General features: G+C 64.9%; 23 protein-coding genes. 8 read left to right on the top strand and 15 right to left on the bottom strand.

Annotated features, from left to right (window positions below; translation table 11 throughout):
* Positions 1–15 precede the first annotated feature (15 nt).
* The 3 genes from P2Q66_RS04515 to P2Q66_RS04505 form a co-directional block, all read right to left on the bottom strand.
* Positions 16–765 (bottom strand): ThuA domain-containing protein, encoded by a 750-nt coding sequence (locus P2Q66_RS04515; RefSeq protein ID WP_275725955.1) that lies wholly within the window; start codon positions 763–765, stop codon positions 16–18.
* Complete coding sequence (locus P2Q66_RS04510; RefSeq protein WP_275725970.1) at positions 765–1,835, bottom strand: Gfo/Idh/MocA family oxidoreductase; 1,071 nt, start codon at positions 1,833–1,835, stop codon at positions 765–767. The genes P2Q66_RS04515 and P2Q66_RS04510 overlap by 1 nt, the downstream gene beginning before the upstream one ends.
* Positions 1,836–2,045: 210 nt before the next feature.
* Entirely contained in the window at positions 2,046–3,044 is a 999-nt protein-coding gene (locus tag P2Q66_RS04505; protein WP_275725953.1) for a LacI family DNA-binding transcriptional regulator, read from the bottom strand.
* 212 nt (positions 3,045–3,256) lie between these two features.
* Here P2Q66_RS04505 and P2Q66_RS04500 point away from each other — a divergent pair, with 212 nt between their 5' ends.
* Positions 3,257–3,844 carry an XRE family transcriptional regulator gene (locus P2Q66_RS04500; RefSeq protein ID WP_275725951.1) on the top strand — a complete coding sequence of 196 codons (588 nt, stop codon included), beginning with the start codon at positions 3,257–3,259 and terminating at the stop codon, positions 3,842–3,844.
* A gap of 57 nt (positions 3,845–3,901) precedes the next feature.
* Here P2Q66_RS04500 and P2Q66_RS04495 read toward each other — a convergent pair whose 3' ends face one another.
* From P2Q66_RS04495 to P2Q66_RS04455, 9 genes are all read right to left on the bottom strand, one after another.
* Positions 3,902–4,240: a P-II family nitrogen regulator gene (locus P2Q66_RS04495; RefSeq protein ID WP_275725950.1), complete on the bottom strand. Its 339-nt coding sequence runs from the start codon at positions 4,238–4,240 to the stop codon at positions 3,902–3,904.
* A gap of 41 nt (positions 4,241–4,281) precedes the next feature.
* Positions 4,282–5,526, bottom strand: a complete 1,245-nt coding sequence (locus P2Q66_RS04490; protein WP_275725949.1) for an ammonium transporter — start codon at positions 5,524–5,526, stop codon at positions 4,282–4,284.
* A gap of 75 nt (positions 5,527–5,601) precedes the next feature.
* A complete protein-coding gene (locus P2Q66_RS04485) occupies positions 5,602–6,591 on the bottom strand; it encodes a DUF3445 domain-containing protein (protein WP_275725948.1) in 990 nt (329 codons plus the stop codon).
* Positions 6,588–7,586 (bottom strand): PDR/VanB family oxidoreductase, encoded by a 999-nt coding sequence (locus tag P2Q66_RS04480; protein ID WP_275725946.1) that lies wholly within the window; start codon positions 7,584–7,586, stop codon positions 6,588–6,590. Before P2Q66_RS04480 ends, P2Q66_RS04485 begins: the two co-directional genes overlap by 4 nt.
* A complete protein-coding gene (locus P2Q66_RS04475; protein ID WP_275725944.1) occupies positions 7,583–8,173 on the bottom strand; it encodes a dimethylamine monooxygenase subunit DmmA family protein in 591 nt (196 codons plus the stop codon). Before P2Q66_RS04475 ends, P2Q66_RS04480 begins: the two co-directional genes overlap by 4 nt.
* 144 nt (positions 8,174–8,317) lie before the next feature.
* Positions 8,318–9,319: a DUF3445 domain-containing protein gene (locus P2Q66_RS04470; RefSeq protein WP_275725942.1), complete on the bottom strand. Its 1,002-nt coding sequence runs from the start codon at positions 9,317–9,319 to the stop codon at positions 8,318–8,320.
* Positions 9,316–10,293 carry a PDR/VanB family oxidoreductase gene (locus P2Q66_RS04465; RefSeq protein WP_275725939.1) on the bottom strand — a complete coding sequence of 326 codons (978 nt, stop codon included), beginning with the start codon at positions 10,291–10,293 and terminating at the stop codon, positions 9,316–9,318. The genes P2Q66_RS04470 and P2Q66_RS04465 overlap by 4 nt, the downstream gene beginning before the upstream one ends.
* Complete coding sequence (locus tag P2Q66_RS04460; RefSeq protein WP_275725936.1) at positions 10,290–10,775, bottom strand: dimethylamine monooxygenase subunit DmmA family protein; 486 nt, start codon at positions 10,773–10,775, stop codon at positions 10,290–10,292. The genes P2Q66_RS04465 and P2Q66_RS04460 overlap by 4 nt, the downstream gene beginning before the upstream one ends.
* Before the next feature lie 7 nt (positions 10,776–10,782).
* Positions 10,783–11,160: a cupin domain-containing protein gene (locus P2Q66_RS04455; protein ID WP_275725935.1), complete on the bottom strand. Its 378-nt coding sequence runs from the start codon at positions 11,158–11,160 to the stop codon at positions 10,783–10,785.
* Between the two features lie 207 nt (positions 11,161–11,367).
* Between P2Q66_RS04455 and glnT the strand changes: the two genes are divergently transcribed.
* From glnT to P2Q66_RS04425, 6 genes are read left to right on the top strand one after another with little or no spacing between them, the layout of a single operon-like run.
* Positions 11,368–12,747 (top strand): type III glutamate--ammonia ligase, encoded by a 1,380-nt coding sequence (gene glnT, locus P2Q66_RS04450; RefSeq protein ID WP_275725933.1) that lies wholly within the window; start codon positions 11,368–11,370, stop codon positions 12,745–12,747.
* Between the two features lie 25 nt (positions 12,748–12,772).
* Positions 12,773–13,681, top strand: coding sequence for a glutamine amidotransferase (locus P2Q66_RS04445; RefSeq protein WP_275725931.1), 909 nt, complete (start codon positions 12,773–12,775; stop codon positions 13,679–13,681).
* Entirely contained in the window at positions 13,669–14,406 is a 738-nt protein-coding gene (locus P2Q66_RS04440) for a protein glxC (RefSeq protein ID WP_275725930.1), read from the top strand. Before P2Q66_RS04445 ends, P2Q66_RS04440 begins: the two co-directional genes overlap by 13 nt.
* Before the next feature lie 8 nt (positions 14,407–14,414).
* Complete coding sequence (locus tag P2Q66_RS04435; RefSeq protein ID WP_079595295.1) at positions 14,415–15,767, top strand: FMN-binding glutamate synthase family protein; 1,353 nt, start codon at positions 14,415–14,417, stop codon at positions 15,765–15,767.
* Between the two features lie 10 nt (positions 15,768–15,777).
* Entirely contained in the window at positions 15,778–16,923 is a 1,146-nt protein-coding gene (locus tag P2Q66_RS04430) for an FAD-dependent oxidoreductase (RefSeq protein WP_275725928.1), read from the top strand.
* Positions 16,924–16,934: 11 nt separating this feature from the next.
* On the top strand, positions 16,935–18,233 hold the full coding sequence (locus tag P2Q66_RS04425) for an allantoate amidohydrolase (protein ID WP_275725923.1): 1,299 nt from the start codon (positions 16,935–16,937) through the stop codon (positions 18,231–18,233).
* A 19-nt stretch (positions 18,234–18,252) separates the two neighbouring features.
* Here the strand turns inward: P2Q66_RS04425 and P2Q66_RS04420 are convergent, their stop codons facing one another.
* Positions 18,253–18,816, bottom strand: coding sequence for a dihydrofolate reductase family protein (locus tag P2Q66_RS04420; protein WP_275725920.1), 564 nt, complete (start codon positions 18,814–18,816; stop codon positions 18,253–18,255).
* A 261-nt stretch (positions 18,817–19,077) separates the two neighbouring features.
* Between P2Q66_RS04420 and P2Q66_RS04415 the strand changes: the two genes are divergently transcribed.
* Positions 19,078–20,367: an ammonium transporter gene (locus P2Q66_RS04415; RefSeq protein WP_275725916.1), complete on the top strand. Its 1,290-nt coding sequence runs from the start codon at positions 19,078–19,080 to the stop codon at positions 20,365–20,367.
* Positions 20,368–20,495: 128 nt separating this feature from the next.
* Here P2Q66_RS04415 and P2Q66_RS04410 read toward each other — a convergent pair whose 3' ends face one another.
* Both P2Q66_RS04410 and P2Q66_RS04405 read right to left on the bottom strand, forming a co-directional pair.
* Positions 20,496–21,527, bottom strand: coding sequence for a family 43 glycosylhydrolase (locus tag P2Q66_RS04410; protein ID WP_275725913.1), 1,032 nt, complete (start codon positions 21,525–21,527; stop codon positions 20,496–20,498).
* A 73-nt stretch (positions 21,528–21,600) separates the two neighbouring features.
* Positions 21,601–25,038 carry a DEAD/DEAH box helicase gene (locus P2Q66_RS04405; RefSeq protein WP_275725969.1) on the bottom strand — a complete coding sequence of 1,146 codons (3,438 nt, stop codon included), beginning with the start codon at positions 25,036–25,038 and terminating at the stop codon, positions 21,601–21,603.
* Between the last annotated feature and the right edge of the window lie 130 nt (positions 25,039–25,168).

The following is a 25,168-nucleotide window of genomic DNA, read 5'->3' as shown; positions in this document are numbered from 1 at the left end:
TCGGCATCGTGAATGCTAAGCGTTCTCGAACCATTCCCTCTGCGGGTTGGTGACCTCCGGGGCCGAACGGTGCAGCCCGGGCTGGGCTGCCCAGTTCACACCGTTGGCCAGGACCCGCTGGATCTGCGGGTGGTGGTAGACCGGGTATTCCTGGTCGCCGGGGCTGAAGTAGAAGATCCGCCCTTTGCCGCGGGTGAACGTGACGCCGGAGCGGAACACCTCGCCGCCCGCGAAGGAGCTGATGAAGATCAGGTCGTCCGGGTCCGGGATATCGAACAGTTCGCCGTACATCTCCTGCTCGGGGATAACGATGGGGCTGTCCACGCCCTCGGCGATGGGGTGCGAGGGCTTCACGGTCCACACCAGCTCGCGCTCGCCGTCATTCCGCCAGGCGAGGGAGCAGCTGGTGCCCAGCAGTTTGGTGAAGACCTTGGCGAAGTGCCCCGAGTGGAGCACGATCAGCCCCATGCCGCCCAGCACGTGCCGGTGGACGCGTTCGACGACGGCGTCGCTCACCTCGTGGTGGGCCATGTGTCCCCACCACAGCAGGACGTCCGTCTCGGCGAGCACCTCCTCGTCCAGGCCGTGTTCATCGTCGGTGGCCAGGACCGCCGTCGTAATTTCCGCCTCCGGGTAGTAGGGGCGCAGGCCCGCGGCGATGGCGCCGTGGATGCCGTCCGGGTAGATCTCGCCGATGTGGGACGGTTCGTTGATGGCCTCGTGGACGCCTTCGTTCCAGACCCGAATCCTTAGTTTGCCGTTCATTAGAGACGAACCTCCCTCTGCTCCAGCGCGGACTGGTAGCACGCGTCGATGATCTGTGCACGATAGAGCGCCAGGGAGCCATCGTGCCCGCCCCAGACTGCCTCGCCGCCGCGCACTGCCGTGATGAAGTCCTCCACCACTCCGTCGTGGGCACGGCCCGGCAGCACCGGCGGGACGTAGTCCGCGGATTCGCCGTCCTTGTCCGTAAACACCCGGAGCTGTCCGACGGTCGGGAAAGGTGCGCCCTGCACCTTGAGTTCGGCTCCGCCATCGGTGCCGTAAACCGTGAAGTCCAGGAGGTCGTCCGATTCCCGGTACGTGGCCCAGCTTGCTTCGATCAGGAGGGTTCCGCCGCCCTCAAGCCGAAGGAACGCGGAGGCGAAGTCCTCGACGTCAAAAGCGTGGCTTGAGGCGAGGGCAGAGTACTCGTTCCCGCCGCCGCGCCCCTGCGGGCCCAGCTCGGAGTGTGTGGCGGCGGACACGGCCACCACCTTCGGTTCGCCCAGCAGGTGCAGGGCGTAGTCGAGGGCGTGGACGCCGATGTCCGCCAACGGCCCGCCGCCGGCGAGTTCGGGATTGGTGAACCAGCTGCCCAGCGTGGGGATGCCGGAACGGCGCAGCCAGGATGCCTTGGCGTAGTACGGGCGGCCCAGGCCGCCCTCGTCGATAACACCCTTGAGTGCCTGGATATCGCCGCGGCGGCGGTGGTTGAAGGCGACGTCCAGGACACGCCCGGCCTTACGGGCCGCGTCCACCATGGCCTGGCCTTCGACGGCGTTCCGTGCGATGGGCTTCTCGCTCAGCACATGGATTCCGCGCTCCAGGGCTGCGACCGCGATGGGTGCGTGCAGGAAGGTGGGCACTGCGACGCTGATCGCATCCAGGCCGCCGTGGTCCAGCATGTCTTTCCAGTCCGCGAACGCATTCGGAATGGAGTATTCGGCCTGCAGGGACTCGCGGAGTTCCTGCTCCATTCCGGCCAGCGAAACGATGCTGACGCCGTCCAGTGCCTCATAGGCCTTCAGGTGCTGCTGGCCGGCCCAACCGATGCCAACTACTCCCACCCGCAAATCCTGGGCCCGTGCTCCGTCCGGGAGGGCTGCGGGCTGCGTTGACGACTGCTGCTCGTGATTCAAAGATGCGTCCTTACGTGGTGGCTGGGGAGAGTCGCGGCTAGGAATTGGAATCGATTCCAAACTGCAGAGTTCTATACTTCTGTTGAGTTTGGAATCGATTCCAAAAGTCTGGCAGCCATCCGTTGCGGCTGTCAACCCCTGGCGCTAGTTCCTGGTGGAGTCGCGGACCACGAGTTGATGCGGAAGGAACGTGCGCCCGCGGCGGTGCCCGCCCGGTTCTGTCATGCGCGCGAAAAGTGCCTCAAAGGCCACCCGGCCCATCTCATAGGCGGGCTGCCTGATGGTGGTCAACTCTGGAACGCACATTTCCGCCTGGATGGAGTCGTCGAAACCCGCCACGGCGACGTCCTCCGGAACCCGCAGGCCGGCGTCCGTGATTTCCCGGACGCACCCGGCCGCCACCGTATCGCTGCCGCAGAAAACGGCATCCGGCAGCGGGTCCAGCCGCAGGAGGTCCTTGGCGAGGCGGCGCCCGGCGTGGAAGTCGAACTCGCCCTCGGCCAGGAGCAGATGTTCCGGCGACAAACCCGCTTGGGCGGCCGCTTCCCGGAAGCCTTCCTCACGCAGCCGGCCGGAGCGTGCCAGCCTGTTGCCGATCATCGCCAGGCGGCGGCTCCCCGATTGGATGAGGTGCTGCGTGATGTCGAAGGCCGCCTGCCGGTCATCGATGGAAACACCAAACGCAGCCTCGGAATCAACGATTTCGCAGACCTGGACAACGCTCAACTGTTCTGCCAGCGCTTCAACCTCGGCATCCGGCATGGTGGGTGAAAACAGGATGAGGCCATCCACCGAGCCGTTGCGCAGCATGTCCACCAGCTGCTGTTCGCGTTCGAGGTCCCCGGAGGTGGGCGCAATCAGGCTGACGTAGCCGCATAATGCCGCTGCGTCACCGAATCCCCGGAAGGCCTCGCTGATCACGGGGGAGTTGAGGTTCTTCGCGAGCGCCAGGACGCGCATAGTCCGGTCGCGGCGCAGGTCGCGGGCGGAGGCGAGGGGCCGGTAGTTGAGCTGGCGGATGGCCCCCGTGACCTTTTCCTTGCTCGCTGCGCTGACGGCGGGGCTGCCGTTCAGAACACGGGAGACGGTCCCGACGGACACTCCAGCCGTTTTGGCGACGTCCTGGACTGTCGCTCGCGCCATGTGTCGTTTCCTTCCGCGACCAATGACCTAGGTCCTCGCTGCCATGCCCGTGCCGTCCAGTGCTGTGGCGGGTTTTCCCAGCATAGCCCGCCTAAGGGTCCCTAACCCGGGCCACGATGGGCGGCCTGGGCGCAGTTGGCGGCGAAGCTCCAGGCAGCGAAACCTGTGAGGCGGCAGGTCTGCTGGGGGTTAGGCCACCTAAGATGGCTGACATGACCGAACATGCCCGGGAAGAGGTTGCCGGAAAACTCGAACAGGTGATCGCTGCCCAGCTCCGGCATTACCGCACATCCCAGGGCCTGTCCTCCGCGGAGCTTGCGGCCCGCACGGGGCTGTCCAAGGCGATGATCTCCAAGATTGAAACAGCCAGCACGTCCTGCTCGCTGACCACCCTGCAACGCCTCGCGGACGGACTCAAAATCCCGGTAACGGCACTGTTCCGCGGTGCGGACACAGACCGGGACGCGACATTTACCAAGAGTGGCCAAGGCAGCCTCACCGTCCGCAGCGGCACCCAGCACGGGCACGAATACCGCGTCCTGGGAACCCTCAAGGGCCGCAGCGATGCCCTGGAGCCCACCCTCGTGACCCTGACCGACGCGTCAGACGTTTTCCCGCTCTTCCAGCACCCGGGCACGGAATTCATCTACATGCTCGCCGGCAAGATGGTCTACGGCCACGGCCAGTACGAATACACCATGACGCCGGGGGACTCGCTGCTCCTTGACGGAGAAGGGCCGCACGGTCCGCTCGAGCTGCTGGAGCTTCCCATCCGGTTCCTCGCTGTGGCAGCGAAGTAGAACCGGCCACGCCCCGCGCAACATGACCTGCGGGGCCGGGCCGCTTCCATCACCCAACTAGATTGCCTCGACTCCACGTTCTCCTGTGCGTACCCGAATGACGTTGGAGATGTCCTGTGTCCAGATTTTCCCGTCACCCAGGCTTCCAGTCCGCGCTGCCATGACAATAGTTTCAATGACGCCTTCTGCGTCTTCATCCGAAACGATGAGGTCGATCCGAACCTTGGGACGGAAGTCCACTTGATACTCCGTACCCCGGTAGACCTCGGTGTGTCCTTTTTGCACGCCATAGCCTTTGACGTCGCTGACTGTGAGGCCCGTGTGCAGGGTGTCGGCCAGAGCTTGCTTGACTTGCTCTAACCGGTGGGGCTGGATGACGGCTGTGACAATCTTCATGGTGCTCCTCGGATGATCCTTGGTGTTTTGAGTTGCGCTGGTCAGTCCGCCTCGGCGTAGGCAGCTTCCGCATGGAGGGTAAGGTCCAGGCCGCGGTGTTCCGCTTCTTCATCAACCCGGATGTTCATTACCTTGTTCAAGGTCCAGGCGATGGCGTACGTGGCGACAAAGGCATAGAGACAAGTCGCGACGATAGCAATCAGTTCCCTCCACAGGATGCTCCAGTCTCCTCCGAAAAGTAGCCCTGACACGCCCGCCGGTGCTGATGCTGCTCCGATCAGCACTACACACAGTGTGCCGACTATGCCGCCGATGCCGTGGACCGCGAAGGCGTCGAGGGTGTCATCGACTCCCCACTTCTTCTTCCAGGTGATGGCCCAACACACAACCGCACCAGATGCTGCACCAACAGCGAGTGCGCCCAGAGGATTTACGGCATCGGCTGAGGGGGTGATCCCGACCAGGCCGGCAATTGCCCCGGTGGCGAGTCCGAGCGCAGACGCCCGTCCATCCCGAAGTCTCTCGATCGCAAGGTATCCGATGATGCCGGCGGAGCCGGCCAGGAGTGTGGTCATGACGACGTACTGGGACAGGAAGTTGGCCCCTGCGGCAGACCCGCCGTTGAATCCGAACCATCCGAACCACAGGATGCCTGCTCCCAGGATGGCGAGGGGAAGGTTGTGGGGTTTTGCCTGCGGGGCTTTGCTTTTCCCCAGGACGAGGGCAAGTGCGAGGGCGCCTACACCTGCCGTCATGTGCACCGCCGTGCCTCCGGCGAAGTCGTGGAGGTGAACCACGTTGCGTAGCCATCCGCCGACGTAGCCGGTCTCTTCGTCGGAGTAGGTGAACACCCAGTGGGCGATGGGAAAGTAGACGACTGTCAGCCAAATGGCACTGAAGATTATCCACGCACCGAATTTCATACGACCCGCGGCTCCACTGGCGACAATTGCTATGGTTATTGCGGCGAACAGGACGAAGAAGGCCGCCCAATAGATTGACTGCGGCCCGCCGCTTTTATCATCAATCTCGAAGCCGTTCATACCAAAAAATTCGAATGGGTTGCCGACAAGGCCCAGGCCGGCAACGGAATTTCCTGAAACCATGCCGTATCCGTACAGGACGTAAAGGACCGCGGTGACAGCAAGGGTGCTCAGCACCATCATGAACATGTTGAGAATGTTGTTTTTTCCGAGCAGCCCACCATAATAAAGGGCCAGGCCGGGGAACATGAGCACTACAAGTGCAAAGGCGGCGAGAAGCCACGCGAGATCTGCCTGTGGCATGAAGAACTCCGATCAGAAAAGTTGAAGTGTTGAACAGGCCTGGAATGGCTCACGAAGTCCAAACACGGGGCCTCGTCAGTTGAGCAGCCAGGTGGCAGCTTCGGCCCGGTAGTCGCTTATTCCCTTGTAGGTTGCGATGTCTTCTGGAGTGGACACCAGTATTTGGGCCAGCTGGTCGCGCCATACGGGTATGGTCTTTATCTCTTCGAGAGAAGCCATGAATGTCCGGATGCTAAATGTCACCGCACCTGACATTGGAAGGCGGATGAAGTGCTCCAGTTCAATGCGGAGCTGCAAACTGCCAAAATCACGTTCAGCCAGGAGCCGCGGGATGTCCTGGCCCCACTCCGGCAGCTCCTCCAGACTGATGTCAAGCTTGCGGGAACCCGAGGCGGACAGTGTCCAGTTGACTCTGCGGAACACCTGGTCTGCCGGCAGCCGCATGAGAAACTGCTCTGCCCGCGAGGTAATGCCTTCGCTGGTGAGGCGCGGCACCGGTTGGTGTATTTCATTGAAACTCATGCCCGCGTCGAAGGTGACGGACCAGGCGGCAGCAAAGGTGACCAGGCCTGCATCGAAGTGCAGCTGTCCGCCGCGTTCCTTAACCAGGAGCAGGTCGTCCGGGATTTCCCTTCCCAGAAAAGTCATGGGGTCGTACGGCAGCGAAGATTCAACGCCCACAACGAAGGTTTGGTCCGTGCCAAGAAGATGGTTCTGCCACCGGACGAGGTCACCGTCTTCGTCCAATTGCATGTGGTCCTTATGGCTGATGGCCAGATCCCTGAGGTAGTACATCAGCAGGTCCCAGCAGGCCGGCATCATGCCGGGAAGGATCTGGACCCTGGAGGGATCGGCCTCAAGGATGCGGCGGCGTTCCTTCATGATGTGCAGGTAATCGTCCCTACCAAGGTCCACAATGTTCGCGCCCCATTCCCCTCCAGCGGTCTTTTTCGGCACGCGGGCAGGTTCAACATTCACGCTGTACTGGAAGTCCTTCTGGTCTTCCGCGAAGGGCCATGGCAGGTTTGCGGTGTACTTCGTGCCTTCGGATACGTGCATGCTCATAGGTCGACCTCAATCTCGGTGCCCCGCGAAACGCAGCAGAGCATGGTGGTGTTGGTGCTCTTTTCTTCGTCGCTCAGGACAAGGTCACGGTGTTCAACCGTTCCTGATCTGACTGGTATCTTGCATTCACTGCAGACGCCTTGGCGGCAGAGGTTGGCCACGTTGTGCCCGGCGTCCAGGAGCTTTTGCAGCAGGCTCACGCCCGGCTCCACTGAGAGAAGCGCACCAGTGGAAGCAATTTTGACCCGGAATTCCCTGCCTGGGTCCTGTTTCGGTGCCTCGAACCTCTCCAGGTGAAGACGGCTGGAAGGCCATCCTGCACCCAAACCTTCACGCCTATACGTCTCCAGCATGTCCACGGGACCACAGGCATAAGCGTGCGTCCCCAAGGGCTGCACGCGCAGTCGCTGGCGAAGCAGCTCGATACCGGCCTCTTTTTCCACGGCCTCAAAAAGGTCCAGGCGACCTTCAGCAGCAAGCGTTCTGAGATCGTCCAGATGTGCGGCTGCCCCGGCGCGGTAGATGTAAATCACCTCAGCGGCCCGGCCCCACCTTGCTGCTGCGCGCGCATGGGAGAGCACAGGTGTGACCCCGATACCTGCAGCAACCAGGAGCAGTTTCCTTGCTGTTGGATCCGGGGAAAACATGGACCGGGGCCCTTCAACCAAAACCGTGCTGCCGACTCCAAGGTTGGCGTGCAACCACTGCGATCCTCCTCCTGTGTCATGTCTTAGGACCGAAATCCCGTACTGGCGGGGATTCACGCCGTCTCCAACAAGCGAGTATGCATTCCGCTTTCGGCCGGCTTGGATAACCACGTGGCTTCCCGGCTCGTAACTGGTGAGAACCCGCCCTGCGGCATCGCCGAGAACGAAATGCGTTACCTCCGGCGTAACCGGTTCAACGGAAAGGACAACCAACTGCCGGGGATGTGTTTCGAAGGAGTGGTGCAGGTGCCCCGACACCCGGGGTGAACCATCGAGCATCGTACTCATGGCAGTTCCCGTGCAAGGGCATCGGACGCCAGGTAACTTCCCCGCACGCTGGACAGATGGGCGTGGATTTCGAGTGTCCTGGCGCAAGCTGGGCAGGTCACTGCATCCCCGACGCCGCCGACGACCCTGCTCGTTGCCCGGCAGTGTGCGCAGTAGACAGGAAGGTCGGCCGTGTTGGTGACAAGACTGCGGACTTCATTCTCGAGTGCACCGGCGGCGCGCGCCAAGGCAAGGGTTTGAAGAACATCGAACTGTGGACCGACAACCATGATGCGGACGCCGTTGAGGCTCGAGGAGAGGGATTGGGAAAGCTGGCGCCTGGTTTCGGGAGTGAAGTCAGCAAAGGTCAACCACTGAACCGGCCCTAATTCTGCGGCCTCAGCCAGCCAAGCCCGGGCGAGGGCTGCATTTTCGCCGGAGCCGAAAGAAATGATGAGAAATATCGTGCCGCCCGGGTCGACAGCTATGCCGGGGCGGTCTGGGCGGGCGTTCAGAACTTTCCCGGCAGCTGTTAAGGCTGGCCCGGAAGTCCCGGACGTGCCGCCGGTGAGTCCGGTCTGAACTTCCGCCTTCGTGATCGTTTCCATGCTTTTCCTGTTCCAAGTCGTTTCTCGTTATGAGGCCACCCGCTTGATCTGAAACCGCGGCAGTTCTGCCGCCCAGGAACGAGGCACATCGCGGCCGCAGCGAAGGAAGCTTTTAGTGCGCGTTGGCCTGTAAGAGATGCGATGTCAGCCGGCAAGCAGCCAGTCAGATGCGGCCCTGCGGTAGCGGTTGATGCCTTTGTACTCGGCCATGTCCTCGGGGAGTTCTGCCAGGACGCGGCCGAGGCGTTCCCGCCATGCCGGGACTTGGGCAATGTCCGTGAGGGGCAGGAGGTGGGTACGGACCAGGAACAGCACCGCCCCCGAGTGGGGGAGGCGAATGAGGTGCTGGACTTCCACCCGCAAGTGGAGCCGCTCCGGCAGCGCAGGATCTGCTGACACAGTGCTGCGGTCACTGGCCCACTCCGGGTAGGTTTCGGTGGAAGTGTCCAGTCGCCGGTCAACAGTCATTGTCCAGTTGGTTCTGCGGTAGTTCTCTCCGGGCTGGAGACGCATGAGGAACTGCTGAGCCCGCGCCACGATTTGCTCCTCATGAACGCGCGGGACGGGGCCATGGACTTCCAGGAATTTCATCCCCACGTCAAAACCCAGGGACCAATCTGCAGCGAAGGTGACCACGCCGGCGTCAAGCCAGAGAGCGTCCTCTCGCTGGTCAAGGAGCACGATGTCGTCCTGTATCTGGCTTCCAAGGAACCGAAGAGGGCCCTTGGGCAAGGTTGCGTCGTCTCCATAAGTGAATTCCAGTTCAAGGTCCTGCAGCATGTTCCGCCAAGTACAGGCGTTTCCATGCCTTGTGAAGGAGAAGCTTTCTGGATGTTCCTTAGCCAGGAGCGGGAGCAGGGTGGCAATGGCATCCCAGACGGCGAACCGCATATGGGGCAGGACGTGGGCGCGGGACGGATCCCGGTTCAATACCTCCTCGCGCTCCCTTAGTTCCTCCAGGTAAAGTCCATCGATGTCCAGAATGCCGGCTCCCCACGTACCGGCTTCCGTCTGCACCGGGTTGGCGGCAGGTTCCACGTTGGTGCTGTACCTGTAGCTGTCCGCAGGAAAAGGGAAAGGAAACCGGGCGATTCGCGCCGGAAGGACCGCAGTCCCACGGTCTGCCTCGATGACGTCGGTACTCAAAGGTCCAGCTCCAATTCTTGGTCAAAGCTGCGCGAGACACAGCACATGATGGTGGTATTTGCGGCTTTTTCCGCCTCTGTCAGGTAGAGATCCCGGTGTTCCGGTGCGCCCCTCAGTACCGGAAGGGAGCACTCGCCACATACACCCTTGCGGCACATGTTGCGCACGCTTTTTCCCGTTTTCTCAAGGGCCTCCAGCAGCGAAACTCCCCCCGGGACCTCCAGGCTGATGCCGCTGCGGGCCAGGCGCACCGTGAAGGGCGTGCCCGGATCCAGTTCTGTGCCTCCGAATGGTTCGGAGTGCAGACGGCTCTTCGGCCAACCTTGCTCCAACGCCGCCTCCAAAACGGTGTCCATGAAGGCCGCCGGGCCGCACACGTAAAGGTGTGTACCTATCTGCTGGTGACTGAGTTTTTCCCGTAGTTCCTCACGGAAGACATGGCGATCAGTGCATTCCCTCAGCGCAGGCCCAAGCAGCTCCCGGGCATCGGCCACATGTGCCCCCGCCCCCGGGCGGTAGGCGTAGAGCAGTGATGCGGCCACGCTTTTTTCGGCTGCGGCCCGTGCATGCGAAAGCATGGGCGTGATACCGATTCCTGCCGCAATCAGGAGGTGGTGGGTTGCTGTCGCCACCGGTGGAAAGGCGCTGCGCGGCCGGGAAACGCGGACCCGGTCGCCCACCGCAAGGCCGTGCATCGCCAAAGAGCCGCCTGAGCCGCCCTCAACCCTGAGTACAGAGATGGTGTATTCAGAGGGGGTGCTGCCGGAACCGGTCAGTGAGTAGGCGTTCGCGCCGCCCCCATACTGGACCACAAGGTGGCTTCCAGGAATATAACGGGGCAGCGGAGCGCCGGTCGGATCTTTGAAAGTGATGCTAATGATCGAATCTGTTTGAATGCTCACAGCAGCGACTTCCAGGTGAAGGCCCTGCTGCACTGCCGGATGGACACCGGCTTCAAGCGCCGTCGTGGTCATGCTGACTCCTCGGCGTGGGCTGCGAATCCGAGGTAGGCGGCTTTTCGCCGCGAAAAGTGGCCGGAGATCGCCAGGGTGGTGGCGCAGCCCTGGCAATGAACCTCCGACCCCGGCCCCTGAAAGGATGGAGTTTTTGTATGGCAATGTCCGCAAAACACAACCGATATTCCCGATCCCTGGCCCAGCAGCATCATCTCCTCCTCTACGAGCCCGCACTCTGCCGCCACCGCGGCAGCTGCCTGGATATCGGCTGGGGGCCCGGCGAGCACGAGCCGCATCCCCACATACGTCGATGCAATCACCGACTTCAATTGCCTGAGGCTTTCATGATCAGCTGAGGTGAAGTGAAGGTCCTGCTGCGGCAGCCCATCCGTGTTTTCAGGCGCAAGGGACTCTGCCTGTCCAAAGGACACGCAAATGACGCCGCGGAAGCCGTGGACCGGGCCAGCCACTGCCGGGGGATTTACGTATGCGGGTTTCATTGGCGTCCTACGGCGCGAAGGAGCGGTGACCGGTGTAGAAGCCCAGAGCGTAGTCCGGGGTCTCGAACTTCACCGTGGTGCCCTTGGGAAAGAACAGAACGTCACGTTCCTTCGCCCGCACAACGTCGCCGGTTGCCTGGTCGGTGAGGATGAACTCGCCCTGCACGACGACCTTCATTTCGTCATAGGTGTACTCGTAAACAAGAGGCTCGGAGGCTTTGAGTTCGAAGAAGCCGGCGCTGATGGCGGAGCCGCCGGGGTTGGAGAACGAATCGCCAATCGCGGCGTCGACGCCGGGTTCATTCATAGAGGGAAGGCCAATGAAGCCGCCTTCTACCTTCTGGATTGATCCAGCCTTCGTGATGGTACCTGTCAGTGCTTCCACGGTTCCTCCTGTTGATAGTGGTATGAAACGATGATTCACCAGAGTGAACAGAGGTAGGTTTCCGGGGAGTTAAGTTGCTGTTGCCATCGGTCGCTGCAGGCGACATCCAGAGTTAACAAATTGGGCCATCATTGGAAACACGCTTTTGACTACTCTGGTTCAACAAGGTTTCATAAGAAGCAACAGCAACCGAACAGGACAGTTTCGATGACAAGTCTCGCAACCCCTGAAGTACAGGCGGCCGAGCCGGTGGCAGCGGACGCCGGCCGGATTTCCCTGGCGGATATTGCCAAAGCCCACGGCGTCCGCTTCCTGCTGGCCACCTTTGTGGACATGACGGGGAAGCCCTGCGCCAAGCTGGTGCCGGTGGAAGCCGCCGATGAGCTCGAGAACGGTGCCATGGGCTTTGCCGGCTACGCCGCGGGCCTTATCGGACAGAAGCCGCAGGACTCAGACCTGATCGCTGTTCCCGATCTGGCTTCCTTCACGCCGGTGCCCTTTATCAAGGAGGGCTTGGCCATCATTCACTGCGACCCATACGTCGATGGCAAGCCCTGGCCCTACGCCCCCCGGGTGATCCTGAAGAACACCCTCGCCCGCCTCGCAAACAAGGGGATGCAGGCCAAGGTGGGGGCGGAGGTTGAATACTTCCTGGTCAAGAAGAACGACGACGGGACGCTGAGTACCGCCGACGCCCGGGACGATTCGCCCCGCCCCTGCTACGACGCGCGCGGCGTCACCCGCATGTATGACCACCTCACCTCCATCTCGGACGCGATCAACGGCCTGGGCTGGGGCAACTACGCCAACGACCACGAAGACGCCGCGGGCCAGTTCGAGCAGAACTTCAACTACGCGGACGCCCTCACCACCGCTGACCGTGTGGTGACCCTGCGCTACATCCTGAACATCCTGGCCGAACAGCGCGGCATGACCGCAACGTTCATGCCCAAGCCCTTCACGGACCGGACCGGCACCGGCCTGCACTTCCACCTGTCCCTCTGGTCCGGAACCGACGCGCTGTTCCCGGCTGACGCGCACGACGACGACCGGGGCCTTGGGATCTCCAGCCTCGCCTATTCATTCATCGCCGGCATCCTGGACCATGCCCCCGCGCTTCAGGCGTTCCTCGCACCGACGGTCAACTCCTACAAGCGCACGGGCGCCACCACCAGCTCCTCCGGCGCCACGTGGTCACCCCGCAAGGCGTCCTTCGGCGGCAACGACCGCACGCACATGATCCGCGTGCCGGACAACAAGCGGATTGAGCTGCGCTCCGGGGACGGCTCCGCAAACCCCTACCTTGCCATCGCAACAGCCATCGCGGCAGGACTGGACGGCGTGGAGAAAGCCGCCGACCCCGGTGCTCCCTCCGGACCCGGCGAGTCCAGGCCCGACGCGCACCTCCTGCCGGCCACCCTGCTCCACGCCGTGGAAGCACTGCGGAAAGACCCTGTGATCCTCTCCAGCCTCAGCGGTGACGCCAGGATCGGCGCCTATTACGCCGACGCCAAGGAAGAGGAATTCCTGAGCTGGCACAACCAGGTCAGCGACTGGGAAATCCGCACGTATTTGACCTCTATCTGATCCCCACCGAGTAAGGACCCCCACCATGTGCGGAATCGCCGCGCTGCAGCTGCGCAATCCCTCGCTGCACCCCCAGATGGGCAGCCTGCTGTCCTCCATGCTGTGCCAGATCGTGGACCGCGGACCGGACTCCGCCGGCCTGGCCGTCTACAACACCCCCGGGCTGGTGTCGGACGGCACCTCCACCCTCAGCCTCCTCGGCAAGGACCAGGGCATGACGACGGCGGCCATCACCGCAGGCGTCGCCGCCATGCTCCCGACCGGCGCGGCAGCGGCGACGAAAGTGGTGGGGGACACCACCCTGGTGAGTGCCGCCGTCGGGACTGACCTGCTGGTGAAGGCCGTCAGCGAAACCCTGCCCGGCGCCACCATCATCGGCCGCGGCGAGCACGTGGCAGTGATGAAGAGCGTGGGCCATCCCATGGAAATCGCCGCCGAGCACGGCCTCGAGGCGATGGCCGGAAGCCAGGGCCTGTCCCACACCCGGATGGCCACCGAATCGGCAGTGACCGCAGGCGGCTCCCACCCCTTCTCGGTTGCCGACGATCTGTGCCTGGTCCATAACGGCTCTTTCTCCAACCACGCCACGGTGCGCCGTGACCTCAAGCGTGAAGGTGTGGTGTTCGATTCGGAGAACGACACCGAGGTGGGCGCCCGCTACGTCGCTTCCCGGCTCAAGCAGGGCGACACCCTGGAGGAAGCCCTGGTGAACCTCGGCAAGGTCCTGGACGGTTTCTACACCCTGGTGGTCACCACCGCGGACAGCATGGCCGTGGTCCGGGACCCCATCGCCTGCAAACCGGCCATCATCGCCGAAACGGACGACTACGTGGCCATGGCCTCCGAATACCGCGCCCTGGCCGGCCTGCCCGGCATCGACAACGCCCGCATCTTTGAACCGGAACCCGGAAAGGTCTACACATGGTCACTCTGACAGCCCCCGAAAACATCGCGACGGACGTCCCGGCAGCAGACGGGCCCGCCACCACCACCGTGGACCTCGACGCCAGCACCGTCCGGGAACTCAACCAGGGCATCCACGACGCCGTGGACGGACAGGCCTGGACCGTCACCAACCCCGGCGGCAAGCACAGCCTGGCCGTCGGCATCACCGCGGACATCAAGGTGACCATCGAAGGCCATGCTGGCTACTACGCAGCCGGGATGCACCAAAAAGGCGACGTGACCGTCACCGGCAATGCCGGCGTCGGACTGGCCGAGAACATCATGTCCGGCAGGGTCCACGTGAAAGGCGACGCATCGCAGTCCGCCGCGGCCACCGGCCACGGCGGCCTGGTGGTCATCGACGGGAACGCCGGCGCACGCTGCGGCATCTCCATGAAGGGCGTGGACATCGTGGTGGGCGGCAACATCGGCCACATGTCCGCGTTCATGGCGCAGGCCGGCCGCCTGGTGGTCTGCGGCGACGCCGGGGACGCCCTGGGCGACTCGATCTATGAGGCCCGGATCTACGTCAAGGGCACCGTCGCCTCCCTCGGCGCGGACTGCGTCGAAAAGCCGCTGCAGGCCGAGCACCTCGCCGAGCTCGCGGAGCTGCTCGCCGCCGCCGGCCGCACGGACAACCCCGCCGACTTCAAGCGCTACGGCTCAGCCCGGAACCTTTACCACTTCCACGTCGACAACTCGACGTCGTACTAGGAGCCCCCATGACCATCACCTCCGTTCCGCAGCAGGCGCCCACCCAGAACATCGCTGAACTGGGCCTGCGCGAATCCGCCACGTTCGACCGCGCCACCATCGCCGACATCCAGCGCGCCGCCGCCACCGGCGTTTACGACATCCGCGGCTGGGGCGCCAAGCGCAAGGTCCCGCACTTCGACGACCTGCTCTTCCTCGGCGCCTCCATGTCCCGCTACCCGCTGGAGGGCTACCGCGAAAAGTGCGATACCGACGTCGTGCTCGGCGACCGGCACGCGTCCAGGCCGCTGCACCTGCAGACCCCGGTGACCATCGCCGGAATGAGTTTCGGCGCACTGTCCGCCAACGCCAAGGAGGCGCTGGGCCGCGGCGCTTCGGAGGTAGGCACCTCCACCACAACGGGCGACGGCGGCATGACGCCTGAGGAGCGCGGCCAGTCCAAGCACCTGGTGTACCAGTACCTGCCGTCCCGCTACGGCATGAACCCGGACGACCTGCGCAAGGCCGACGCCATCGAAATCGTGCTGGGCCAGGGCGCCAAGCCCGGCGGCGGCGGCATGCTCCTGGGCCAGAAGATCACCGAACGCGTGGCCGGGATGCGCACGCTGCCGGTGGGCATCGACCAGCGCTCGGCGAGCCGGCACCCGGACTGGACCGGCCCGGACGACCTCGAAATCAAGATCGGTGAACTCCGCGAAATCACCGACTGGAAGACCCCCATCTACGTCAAGATCGGCGCCTCGCGGCCGTACTACGACACCGCGCTCGCCGTGAAGTCCGGCGCCGATGTTGTGGTGGTGGACGGCATGCAGGGCGGGACCGCCGCAACGCAGCAGGTGTTCATCGAGAACGTCGGCATCCCCACCCTCGCGGCCATCCCGCAGGCCGTCCAAGCGCTTCAGGAGCTCGGGGTCCACCGCAAGGTCCAGCTCATCGTCTCCGGCGGCATCCGCACCGGCGCCGACGTCGCCAAGGCCATGGCGTTGGGTGCCGACGCCGTCGCCATCGGCACTGCGGCGCTGATCGCCCTGGGTGACAACGATCCCCGCTACGCTGCTGAATACTCTGCCCTCGGTTCCGCCGCCGGTTTCTACGACGACTTCCAGGACGGCCGCGACCCCGCCGGCATCACCACCCAGGACCCGGAGCTCGCCTCCCGGCTGGACCCGGTAGCCGCCGGCCGCCGCCTGGCCAACTACCTGCGTGTCCTCACCATGGAAGCCCAGACCATCGCCCGGGCCTGCGGCAAGTCGCACCTGCACAACCTGGAGCCCGAGGACCTGGTGGCCCTCACCATCGAGGCGTCCGCCATGGCCCGCGTTCCACTGGCAGGCACCTCCTGGATCCCCGGCGCAGGCTAGGAGCACTCCCGTGACTGATTCGTCCGATTATGTGGTGGTGGGTGCCGGCCTGGCCGGCGCCGCCACCGCCTGGCAACTTGCGGCCCGCGGCCACCAGGTCACCATCCTGGAACGCAACGTCCCCGCCAGCCACGACGCCAGCTCACACGGCTCCGCCCGGATTTTCCGCTACGCGTACCCGGATCCCTTCTACACGCGGGCGGTACTGGAATCCAAGGTCCTGTGGGACGGGCTCGCCCTGGACACCGGCACACAGCTGATCACCCCGTTCGGCGCCGTGGATTACGGCCCCGAACGCAACCCTGCACTGCTCGCCGGGGTGCTGGCCGCCGTCGGCGTTGAGCACGAACTGCTCTCCGCTTCCGACGCCAGGACGCGCTGGCCGCAGATTGGCTTTGATACCGAGGTCCTCTGGCACCCCGGCGCCGGCGTCATCGATGCCGAAACCGCGGTCAACGCCATGATTGCCCTTGCAGTGCGGAACGGCGCCGAGGTGCTGACCGGCTGGAGCCTGCGCAGCATGGAACGCAACGGCAGCGGCTACCGCCTCATTTCCGCCACGGGGGAAGCGGTCGACGCCGGCAACGTCGTCATCAGCGCCGGCGGCTGGCTGCCGGAGCTGCTAAGGCAGCTGCCCCTTCCGGAAGGGTTCCTTGCCGGGCTGCCGGAGATCACCGTCCGGCAGGAACAGGCGTTCCACTTCAAATACCGGGACCCCGAGGGTGCAGGCGAGTGGCCCACCTTCATCCACAAGGCCGCCGACATCCAGACGTACGGCCTTCCCGGCGGGCGCGACGCAGGCTTTGCCGGGCAAAAGGTGGCCGAGTACAACGGCGGCCCGTTCATCCCTTCCGCGGCTCAGCAAACCGGCGTTGTTGATCCGGCCAACCGGGACCGCGTGGTGGACTACGTCCGGCGCTACCTGCCGGGCCTGGACCCCGAGCCGTACGCGGAAACCACCTGTCTCTTCACGAACACACCCAACGAAGACTTCATCATCGACCGCGCGGACAACCTGACCATCCTGTCCCCGTGCTCCGGGCACGGGGCCAAGTTCGCGCCGCTCATCGGCCAATGGGCTGCAGACCTTGCCACCGGGGCCGGCGGTGTCCCGCCGCGGTTCCGGCCCGCGTCGTCCACAGCTGTGACCACATAGAACGGATACCAGTGAGCCTTTCACAGACAGTACCCCCGGCGGACCCCACGGCGGATGCCCGGCCTGCTGCCGCCACCAGCCCATCCAGTGTTACCAGCCTGCTGCAGGACATCTCCACGATCGGCAGGGACACGTCACGCGGCGGCTATTCGCGGCCGGTCTTCTCCACCGCCGAAACCGACCTGCGCAACTGGTTTATCGAGCAGGCAGGCCGGCGCGGGCTGGACGTCGCCACGGACCACAACGGGATCATCTGGGCCTGGTGGGACACCTCAGCCGGCACCCGCAGGGATGCCGTTGTTACCGGCAGCCACCTGGATTCCGTTCCCGGCGGCGGCGAGTACGACGGTCCGTTGGGTGTCGCATCGGCGCTGGCCGCCGTCGACATCCTCAAAGCCCGCGGACTCCGCCCCCGGCGGCCGCTGGCCATCGCCGTCTTTCCCGAGGAGGAGGGCTCGCGGTTCGGCGTGGCCTGCCTGGGCTCCCGTCTATTGACGGGCCAGCTTGATCCGGACAAGGCGCGCCGGCTCAAAGACCCGGACGGCAACACGTTCGCGGACGTCGCTGCCGCCAACGGCCAGGACCCCCGGCTGATCGGTGCGGACTACAAGACGCTGCAGCAGCTGGGGGTCTTCGTGGAGCTGCATGTGGAACAGGGCAGGGGACTGGTTGACCTGAACCAGCCCGTGGCCGTTGGTTCCTCAATCCTGGGCCACGGCCGCTGGAAGCTCAGCATCAGCGGGCAGGGCAACCATGCCGGCACCACTCTGATGGCGGACCGCAAGGACCCCATGATCGCTGCCGCCAAGATCATGGTGAACATCCGCGATACCGCCAGGAAGTACCGGGACGCACGTGCCACGGTCGGCAGGGTCCAGCCCGTTCCGGGAGGGACCAATGTGATCGCTTCCAGGGTGGACCTGTGGATCGACGTCCGGCACCCGGACGACTCCGTCACCGCGGCCCTGGTGGAAGCCATCGGCCTCAACGCCCAGGTGCTCGCCGCTGAGGAAGGCTGCCGCGCCAGCCTCACCATGGAATCGCTCAGCCCCACAGTGCATTTCGACGGCGGCCTGCGAGACCGGCTGAAGGAACTGCTTCCCGGAGCGCCGGTCCTGGACACCGGCGCCGGGCACGATGCCGGCGTCCTGGCAAGCCACATTCCCACCGCCATGTTGTTCGTCAGGAACCCCACCGGCATCTCGCATTCCCCGGACGAGCTGGTGGAGGACTGGGACGCGGAAGCCGGTGCCGTGGCGCTGGCAGATGCGCTCGCCGGGCTGATGGGCGAGGCACGCGCCATCGGATAGCGGCTGTGGCCGGTCGTCTTCAGTGCCGTACGCGGTAATTCATGAGGACACAGCCCCCGTCGAGGACGCGTGACTCCTCGAGTTCCAGGCCGGTGCGCCGGGGCTGCGGCCGGAAGAAGGGGACGCCGGAGCCCAGCAGCACGGGATGCACATTGAGGCTGACCTCGTCGATCAGACCGGCTTCGAAGAGCGATCCGGCGAGTTCGCCGCCGCCCATCAGGCAGATTCCCTTGCCCGGCTGTTCCTTGAGTTGTTTGACGAATCCCGCGGCATCGGCGGACACCAGTTCCACTCCGGGCGGGGACTCTTTTAGCGTGCGGGAGAGGATGTAGGTGGCGACCGGCGGAATGCCGGTGGCCTCGTTGCTTGCCGAGGGGCTGCCCGGGTCTGACTCGCCGCCCATGCCTTGGGCGGCGGCGAACTCCCACGTCTTCCGGCCCATCAGGATGGCATCCACCGTAGTCCAGTACTCGGCCATGATGTCTTCCACGTCCCTGCTGAAGTGCAGCCAGTCAATGGCACCGCCGCTGCCGGCGATGTACCCGTCGAGGCTGCACGCCGCGCCATATGTCACGGTCCGCATGATGCGTCCTTTCCTCCTGCCCTTACTTGCAGGGTACGCGCGTCCCGCGTGTAAGGAAGGGGCTGGTGAAACTCGCATGCGGACGACTGAAACCATCATTTAACACATCCGAAACCCACCCAAAAAAGCCCGCCATACAGTTGGAACCAGACGGCAATAGCCGCCCTCCGATGAACGTGGTACTGACTCCGCGTCCCTCCTCCGGAGTGGCTTTGACGGGCGATTTCCGTTCTCTCCTCGCATCACGAAAGGGGTTTCCCAATGGATTCGGGAAATGTCGCTTGGATATTGGCCAGCTCGGCGCTGGTCTGCATGATGATCCCCGCCCTGGCCCTGTTTTACGGGGGCATGGTGGGGTCGCGCCGCATTCTCAACATGATGATGATGTGCTTTGGCGGCGCCAGCCTCGTGGCTGTCCTCTGGGCACTGTTCGGCTACTCGATGGCCTTCGGAAATTCCGTGGGCGGACTGGGCCTGATCGGTGACGTCACCGAGTTCCCCGGGATGGGGCAGCTGCTGGCCGCGGATGAAGAGGCGTCCATCCCGGTCATCCTGTTCGCCGCGTTCCAGCTCTTCTTCGCCTGCGTCACCACGGCGCTGGTGGCGGGAGCTGCGGCCGGGCGCATGAAGTTCGGCGCGTGGATGCTGTTCGCCGGCATCTGGGCCACCATCGTCTACTTCCCCATCGCGCACTGGGTGTTCGCCTTCTCGTCGGCGGACGGCAGCGTGACCGGCGGCTGGATCGCCAGCGGCATCAAAGCCATCGACTTCGCCGGCGGCACCGCCGTGCACATGAACGCCGGCGCAGCCGCCCTCGCCCTGGCACTGGTCCTCGGCAAGAGCTCCGGCTGGCCCAAAGTGGAACACGCGAAACCGCACAGCCGGCCGCTGGTGCTCATCGGCGCCGGATTGCTGTGGGTGGGCTGGTTCGGGTTCAACGCAGGCTCGGCACTGTCCGCCGGCCAGTCGGCGTCGGTGGTTTTCCTGAACACCGCCGTGGCTGCTTCGGCGGGCCTCCTCGCCTGGGCACTTGTTGAGCGCCTCCGCCGCGGGACCGCCACCAGCATGGGCGCAGCGTCCGGCCTGATTTCCGCGCTGGTCGCCATCACCCCGGCCTGTGGTTCCGTCAGCCCGCTGGGTGCCGTGGCTATCGGCCTGATTGCCGGTGCCGTCTGCTCGCTGGCCATCGAACTGAAGTTCCGCCTGGGCTACGACGACTCGCTCGACGTCGTCGGTGTCCACCTGGTGGGCGGCATCCTTGGCACCCTGCTGATCGGCCTCTTCGCCACCGACGCCGCCCCCAACGCCGTCAATGGCCTCTTCTACGGAGGCGGCGTTGAACTGCTGGGCGTCCAGGCGCTGGCAACCGTCACAGTGCTGGTCTACTCCTTCGGCATCACCTGGATCCTCGCGAAGATCCTGGACAAGACGATCGGCCTGCGCATCAAGCCCGAGGACGAAATGCGCGGCATCGACCTCGCCGCACACTCCGAGCTTGCATACCTCACGGACGAGGACCCGGTGGAGCTGGGCTCCCCCCAGCGTGCGTAGGGACCTCCCGGAAGTCCGGTAACCACTCCGGCGGACGAGTCAGGCAGAGGGCCAAACCTTGGACCGGTGCCAGCAGCAGCTGGCTTATAGTTCCAAGGTTTGGCCTTTTGTCGTGCCTGCCTGCTCTACTAGTGCCCGCTGCAGACCAGGTTGCCGTTCCGCACTTCCAGGACGGCCGCCCGGACGTGGCTGAGACGTGGCCTGGGCTCCGCGTCCATGGCGCCGATGTCTTCGCCGCCCCAATACGGATGGGTGAAATACACCAGCAGGGCCCGTTCCCTGCCGTCCTCCCCGGGTGCCAGGGGAACCACGTCAGCATGGCGTCCGACGACGGGCCTTCCCTCCACTGATTCGGGGGCCGTGAGGATGAGGCCGCCACGGTGTTCCTGCCGCGTCCAGTTGCCTGTGGCGTCGGCGGAGCGGTAGATCGCCTGGCCACGCCACTCGTCCACGATCATCCAGTAGTGGCCCTCCAGCCGGAACACCTTCGGTCCTTCATGTGGGCGGCCGGGGATCGTGAGGCCTTCCAGTACCCACGACGACGGGTCCTGGGGCCTGTCGCTGACCGCGCTGTAGGTGTTGGAGCCGCGGGCTTCGTCCTTGTACCAGAGCCGGTAGCGGCCATCGCCGCAGCGTGCGACGGCGGCATCAATGACCCGGGGCGAGTCCAGGTCTATCTGCCCCAGGTACTCCCACGCCTCGAGGTCCGGGCTGGCGAACTGCACGACGGACGCACTCCCGGTCCAGTCCGTCCGGACGCCGCCCAGCACGGTCAGGTACATAATCCACTGGTCCCCAATGCGTACGACGTCGGGCGCCCAGAGGGTAGCGGGACGTTCAGTTTCCGGCGGTATCAGTCCGTCCGCGGTGCCTTGGTAGTTCCAGGTGGCCCCGCCGTCGGAAGACCGCGCGACGCCGATGGCCGTGCCATGTACCCATTCCACGCCCGTCAGCCCGGGTTTCGTGGCGCGGCGCTGGGTGTAGAAGAGCACCCACTCGCCCTTCAGGTGGTCGGCCACGAGGACCGGATCGGTGGGTCCGTCCCAGACGGGATCACGGTAGGGGACAGAAAACGTGTCCGCGCGCAGAGGAAGAAGATGCGGCAGGGGAGCCCTTCCGAAAGGCGGGATGGCCACCGTGGCGGCGGGCTGCTGGTGCACGGTTTCTCCAACGTTGTAGTTTCTGGTTGCACCAAGAATAACGTGCCGCGAAGCCGAACGGCGGGCGGACCATCTACTCCTTGAACAGCCCCGCCAGGTCCTCGGCCGTGATGGTGCCGCCGGCCAGGGCGTCGCCCTCCATCACGTCGGCGAACAGCTGCGACTTCCGGGCCTTGAGCGCCATGACCTTTTCCTCGATGGTGTCCTTGGCCACCAGCCGGTACACCATCACGTTCCTGGCCTGGCCGATCCGGTGGGTCCGGTCCACTGCCTGCGCCTCGGACGCCGGGTTCCACCAGGGATCCAGGAGGAAGACGTAGTCGGCCTCGGTGAGGTTCAGGCCGAAGCCGCCGGCCTTCAGCGAGATCAGGAATACCGGGGCGCTGCCGTTCTTGAACTCACTGACCACGTCGGCACGGTTGCGGGTGCCGCCGTCGAGGTAGCAGTACTCGATCTTCTCCTCATCAAGCCGCTCGCGCACCTTCCCCAGGAAGCCGGTGAACTGGCTGAAAATCAGGGCACGGTGGCCCTCGGCAACGAGGTCCTCGAGCTGCTCGAACAACACGTCAAGCTTGCTTGAACGGACCCCCGAAAGCGACGGGTCAACCAGCGAGGCGTCCAAACTGAGCTGCCGCAGCAGGGTCAACGACTGGAAGATGGTGAACCGGTTCTTGTTCACGTCCTCGATCAGCCCCAGGATCTTTTGCCGCTCGCGCTGCAGGTGGGTCTGGTAGACCTTCTGGTGGCGCGGGTTCAGCACCACTTCCAGGATCTGTTCCTGCTTGGGAGGCAGGTCCTTGATCACCTGGTCCTTGGTGCGGCGCATCATCAGGGGACGGACCCGGCGCCGGAGCTTGTCCAGCTGCCCCTTGTCGCCGTTCTTCTCCACGGGCTTCTGGTAGTACTCCGCGAAGCGCTTGGGGCTGGAAAAGAGGCCCGGTGCCACGATGGACGTCAGTGCCCAGAACTCCATGAGGTTGTTCTCCAGCGGCGTGCCGGTAATGGCCAGCTTGAAGGCGGCCGGCAGCTTGCGCGCGCACTGGTACGCCTTGGACTGGTGGTTCTTCACGAACTGCGCCTCGTCCAGTACCAGGCCGGACCACTCACGGGAGGCGTAGGCGTCGTAATCGATGCGGAACAGGGCATACGAGGTGATCACGATGTCTGCCCCGGCCAGCGCGTCAGCCACTTCCTGCCCGCTCTTTGCGAACGTCTCGCCGACAGCCTGCACCTTCAACCCGGGCGCAAAGCGCGCGGCCTCCGCGGCCCAGTTGCCCACCACGCTGGTGGGCGCAACCACCAGGAAGGGAGCGACGGCGTCGGGGGACTTCTCCCCGGCCTGTTCCTTCGCCGCGCACATCAGCGCGAGGGCCTGCACGGTCTTGCCGAGGCCCATGTCGTCGGCAAGGACGCCGCCCAGGCTGTGCCGGTACAGGAAGGTGAGCCAGTTGAAGCCCTCGAGCTGGTAGGGCCGAAGCTCGGCATTCAGGGTGGCCGGCAGCGGCAGCCCGTCCACGCCGCCTTCCAGGAGGCCGCCCACCGCCGAACGCCAGGCGGCGGCCTGCTCGTCCACGATGCCCAGCTGCGCCAGCTCGTCCCACAGCCCGGCCTGGAAACGGCTGATCTGCAGCGGGGCGTCCTTGTTGTCCTGCAGCGACCGGGCTTCCTCGATCAGCGCCCGCAGCTGGTGCAGCTCCGGCAGGTCCAGCGAGAAGTAGGCGCCGCTGGGGAGCAGCATCTTGGTCTGGCCGGCGGCCAGGGCGGAGAACACGGCCGCGAAGGACACCGGCTGGCCCTCCAGGGAAATCTGGATGCCGAGGTCGAACCAGTCGCGCTGCTCGGTGGCCTTGGTGGAAATGGAGACGACCGGGGCTTCCTCGGCCTCGCGGTAATCGGCGATATCGCCTGCCGTTTCCACGTCCACATCCGGAGCTTCACGCAGCCGCGGCAGCACTTCCTCGGTGAACGCCAGCGTGTCCAGGCCCTTGAGCTCGGCCGACGCCGCCAGGCGGGGAGTGCCCCAACCGCCGGTTGCCGACTCGCCCAATGCTGGAACCACCTCCCACGGGTGGCCGATGCCCTCAAGGACGCGGGCTTCTGCGGTGTCGTCGCGGTAGCCGTGGTCTCCGGGGTGGCGCCACAGCGGCTGGGCGGTGACCAGGTTTCCGGTCTTGTAGTGCCACTCCCAATGCAGCCGCACCTTGTGGTCGGCGCCGTAGTTTGCCAGCAGCGAGAGCGTGGGAACGGCCAGCGCGGGAAGCTCGACGGATTCGTCCCGCGCCGTCACCCGGGCCGCCTGCTTCAGCTTGGGATAGAACCCGGTGAGGAAACGGGACTCATCCTTGGCAGGAATATGCAGCGTGCTGCCGGCCGTGACGAACGCCAGCAGTTCCTCGCTCAAGCCGCCCTCCAGCGGCGCCAGGGTGATGGTGCCGTCAGGGTCCGGAACTCCGGGCAAGGCGGCCTCGCCGGAGGTGAAGAACAGGCCGTTCGCAGGGCGGCCGATCGTCCCCACGGCGGCCGGATCAATCTCGACCCCCTCCACGGTGATGGTGGGCGAAAGTTCCAGCCCGCCGTCGTCGGACGCTTGCTGAGGCGCGTCGCCATCCCCTGCGGGGTCAGCGCTGCCTGCCGCGGGCGCGCCATACCGACCGAGATTAAGCCCGACGGCGGCAGGGGCCTCCGCCAGGCGCACCGGTTCGGTGCCGCGCGAGTGGACCAGGGCGAGCCCGATCTTTCGGGCGTCGGACAGCAGGCTCCACAGGTTCTTCCCGGAGTAGGAGTTCAGGCCGAGCCACAGGCCGGACGAATTGTGCATCCGGCTGGCCGACGCGGAATGGGCGGCCAGGAACTCCTGCATCCACTCAACGTGCGCCTCGTTGCACTCGCGGCGGAAGTTCAGGTAGCTCAGCGTATTCCAGGAGACGTCCCCGCGGATCCACTTGCCCTTCGCGCCCATGATCACGGGCCGGGCCTTGAGCTGGCGGACGCTGCGCAGCGGATCCCGGCGGCCTGTGTAGGAGAAGTGCGGGGCCGGTTCCTCTATCTCGAACTGCAGCGCCAGCGGAACTCCGGTGCCGGAAGGCGCACCCCCTGGCTGCGAGATCAGCGGGCTGAGGGCCTGTTCCCAGTCGGACAGGGCGGCGGCCGACGGCTCCCGGGCCACCTGGGTGGCGGTTGCGGGGGACAGCAGCTGGACGCGGATGGCGGGGTTGTCCTCGGCGGCGAAGAGCAGCGCCGCCACGTGCTTGCAGTCCTTGCGGACGGGACAGCTGCACACCCCAACCGTGCAGCTCCAGCCGCCGGCTTTGCGGACCAGCTTGGCCGTGGTGGAGTACGGAACCTCGGCGCCTCCCCGGACCTTGCCCAGCATCAGGCCCGTGCCGGCATCAAACGAGATCCCGGAGACGCGGCTGCCCATGGCATAGGCCAGTCCCGCCGCAAGGGAGCGGTCGTTAATGGCGGGTGTCTGAATCGCCAGTGCCGCACTCTCGTCCGGTTGGGATGGCATGGTGCGCGCTACTTTCAGCAGGACACGGCGGAACCGCGTCCGGTGGTTGGTTATCTGATCCATCTTAGTTCGCTGCCGGGGCGGGGTGCGCGCTGCCCCTTTGATCCGCATGGCACCGAAAACTTCGTTG

The sequence above is a fragment of the Arthrobacter sp. Cr_A7 genome, assembly GCF_029222765.1.
Lineage (GTDB): Bacteria > Actinomycetota > Actinomycetes > Actinomycetales > Micrococcaceae > Arthrobacter.
The sequence above is the reverse complement of the archived record's forward strand: the minus strand, read 5'-3'. Positions and strand labels throughout refer to the sequence as shown.

Excerpts from the sequence above, each read along its gene's own strand:
- P2Q66_RS04515 (WP_275725955.1), bottom strand. The coding sequence starts at position 765 with ATGAACGGCAAACTAAGGATTCGGGTCTGGAACGAAGGCGTCCACGAG.
- P2Q66_RS04505 (WP_275725953.1), bottom strand. The coding sequence starts at position 3,044 with ATGGCGCGAGCGACAGTCCAGGACGTCGCCAAAACGGCTGGAGTGTCC.
- P2Q66_RS04500 (WP_275725951.1), top strand. The coding sequence starts at position 3,257 with ATGACCGAACATGCCCGGGAAGAGGTTGCCGGAAAACTCGAACAGGTG.
- P2Q66_RS04495 (WP_275725950.1), bottom strand. The coding sequence starts at position 4,240 with ATGAAGATTGTCACAGCCGTCATCCAGCCCCACCGGTTAGAGCAAGTC.
- P2Q66_RS04490 (WP_275725949.1), bottom strand. The coding sequence starts at position 5,526 with ATGCCACAGGCAGATCTCGCGTGGCTTCTCGCCGCCTTTGCACTTGTA.
- P2Q66_RS04485 (WP_275725948.1), bottom strand. The coding sequence starts at position 6,591 with ATGAGCATGCACGTATCCGAAGGCACGAAGTACACCGCAAACCTGCCA.
- P2Q66_RS04480 (WP_275725946.1), bottom strand. The coding sequence starts at position 7,586 with ATGAGTACGATGCTCGATGGTTCACCCCGGGTGTCGGGGCACCTGCAC.
- P2Q66_RS04475 (WP_275725944.1), bottom strand. The coding sequence starts at position 8,173 with ATGGAAACGATCACGAAGGCGGAAGTTCAGACCGGACTCACCGGCGGC.
- P2Q66_RS04465 (WP_275725939.1), bottom strand. The coding sequence starts at position 10,293 with ATGACCACGACGGCGCTTGAAGCCGGTGTCCATCCGGCAGTGCAGCAG.
- P2Q66_RS04460 (WP_275725936.1), bottom strand. The coding sequence starts at position 10,775 with ATGAAACCCGCATACGTAAATCCCCCGGCAGTGGCTGGCCCGGTCCAC.
- glnT (WP_275725933.1), top strand. The coding sequence starts at position 11,368 with ATGACAAGTCTCGCAACCCCTGAAGTACAGGCGGCCGAGCCGGTGGCA.
- P2Q66_RS04445 (WP_275725931.1), top strand. The coding sequence starts at position 12,773 with ATGTGCGGAATCGCCGCGCTGCAGCTGCGCAATCCCTCGCTGCACCCC.
- P2Q66_RS04440 (WP_275725930.1), top strand. The coding sequence starts at position 13,669 with ATGGTCACTCTGACAGCCCCCGAAAACATCGCGACGGACGTCCCGGCA.
- P2Q66_RS04435 (WP_079595295.1), top strand. The coding sequence starts at position 14,415 with ATGACCATCACCTCCGTTCCGCAGCAGGCGCCCACCCAGAACATCGCT.
- P2Q66_RS04420 (WP_275725920.1), bottom strand. The coding sequence starts at position 18,816 with ATGCGGACCGTGACATATGGCGCGGCGTGCAGCCTCGACGGGTACATC.
- P2Q66_RS04415 (WP_275725916.1), top strand. The coding sequence starts at position 19,078 with ATGGATTCGGGAAATGTCGCTTGGATATTGGCCAGCTCGGCGCTGGTC.
- P2Q66_RS04405 (WP_275725969.1), bottom strand. The coding sequence starts at position 25,038 with ATGCCATCCCAACCGGACGAGAGTGCGGCACTGGCGATTCAGACACCC.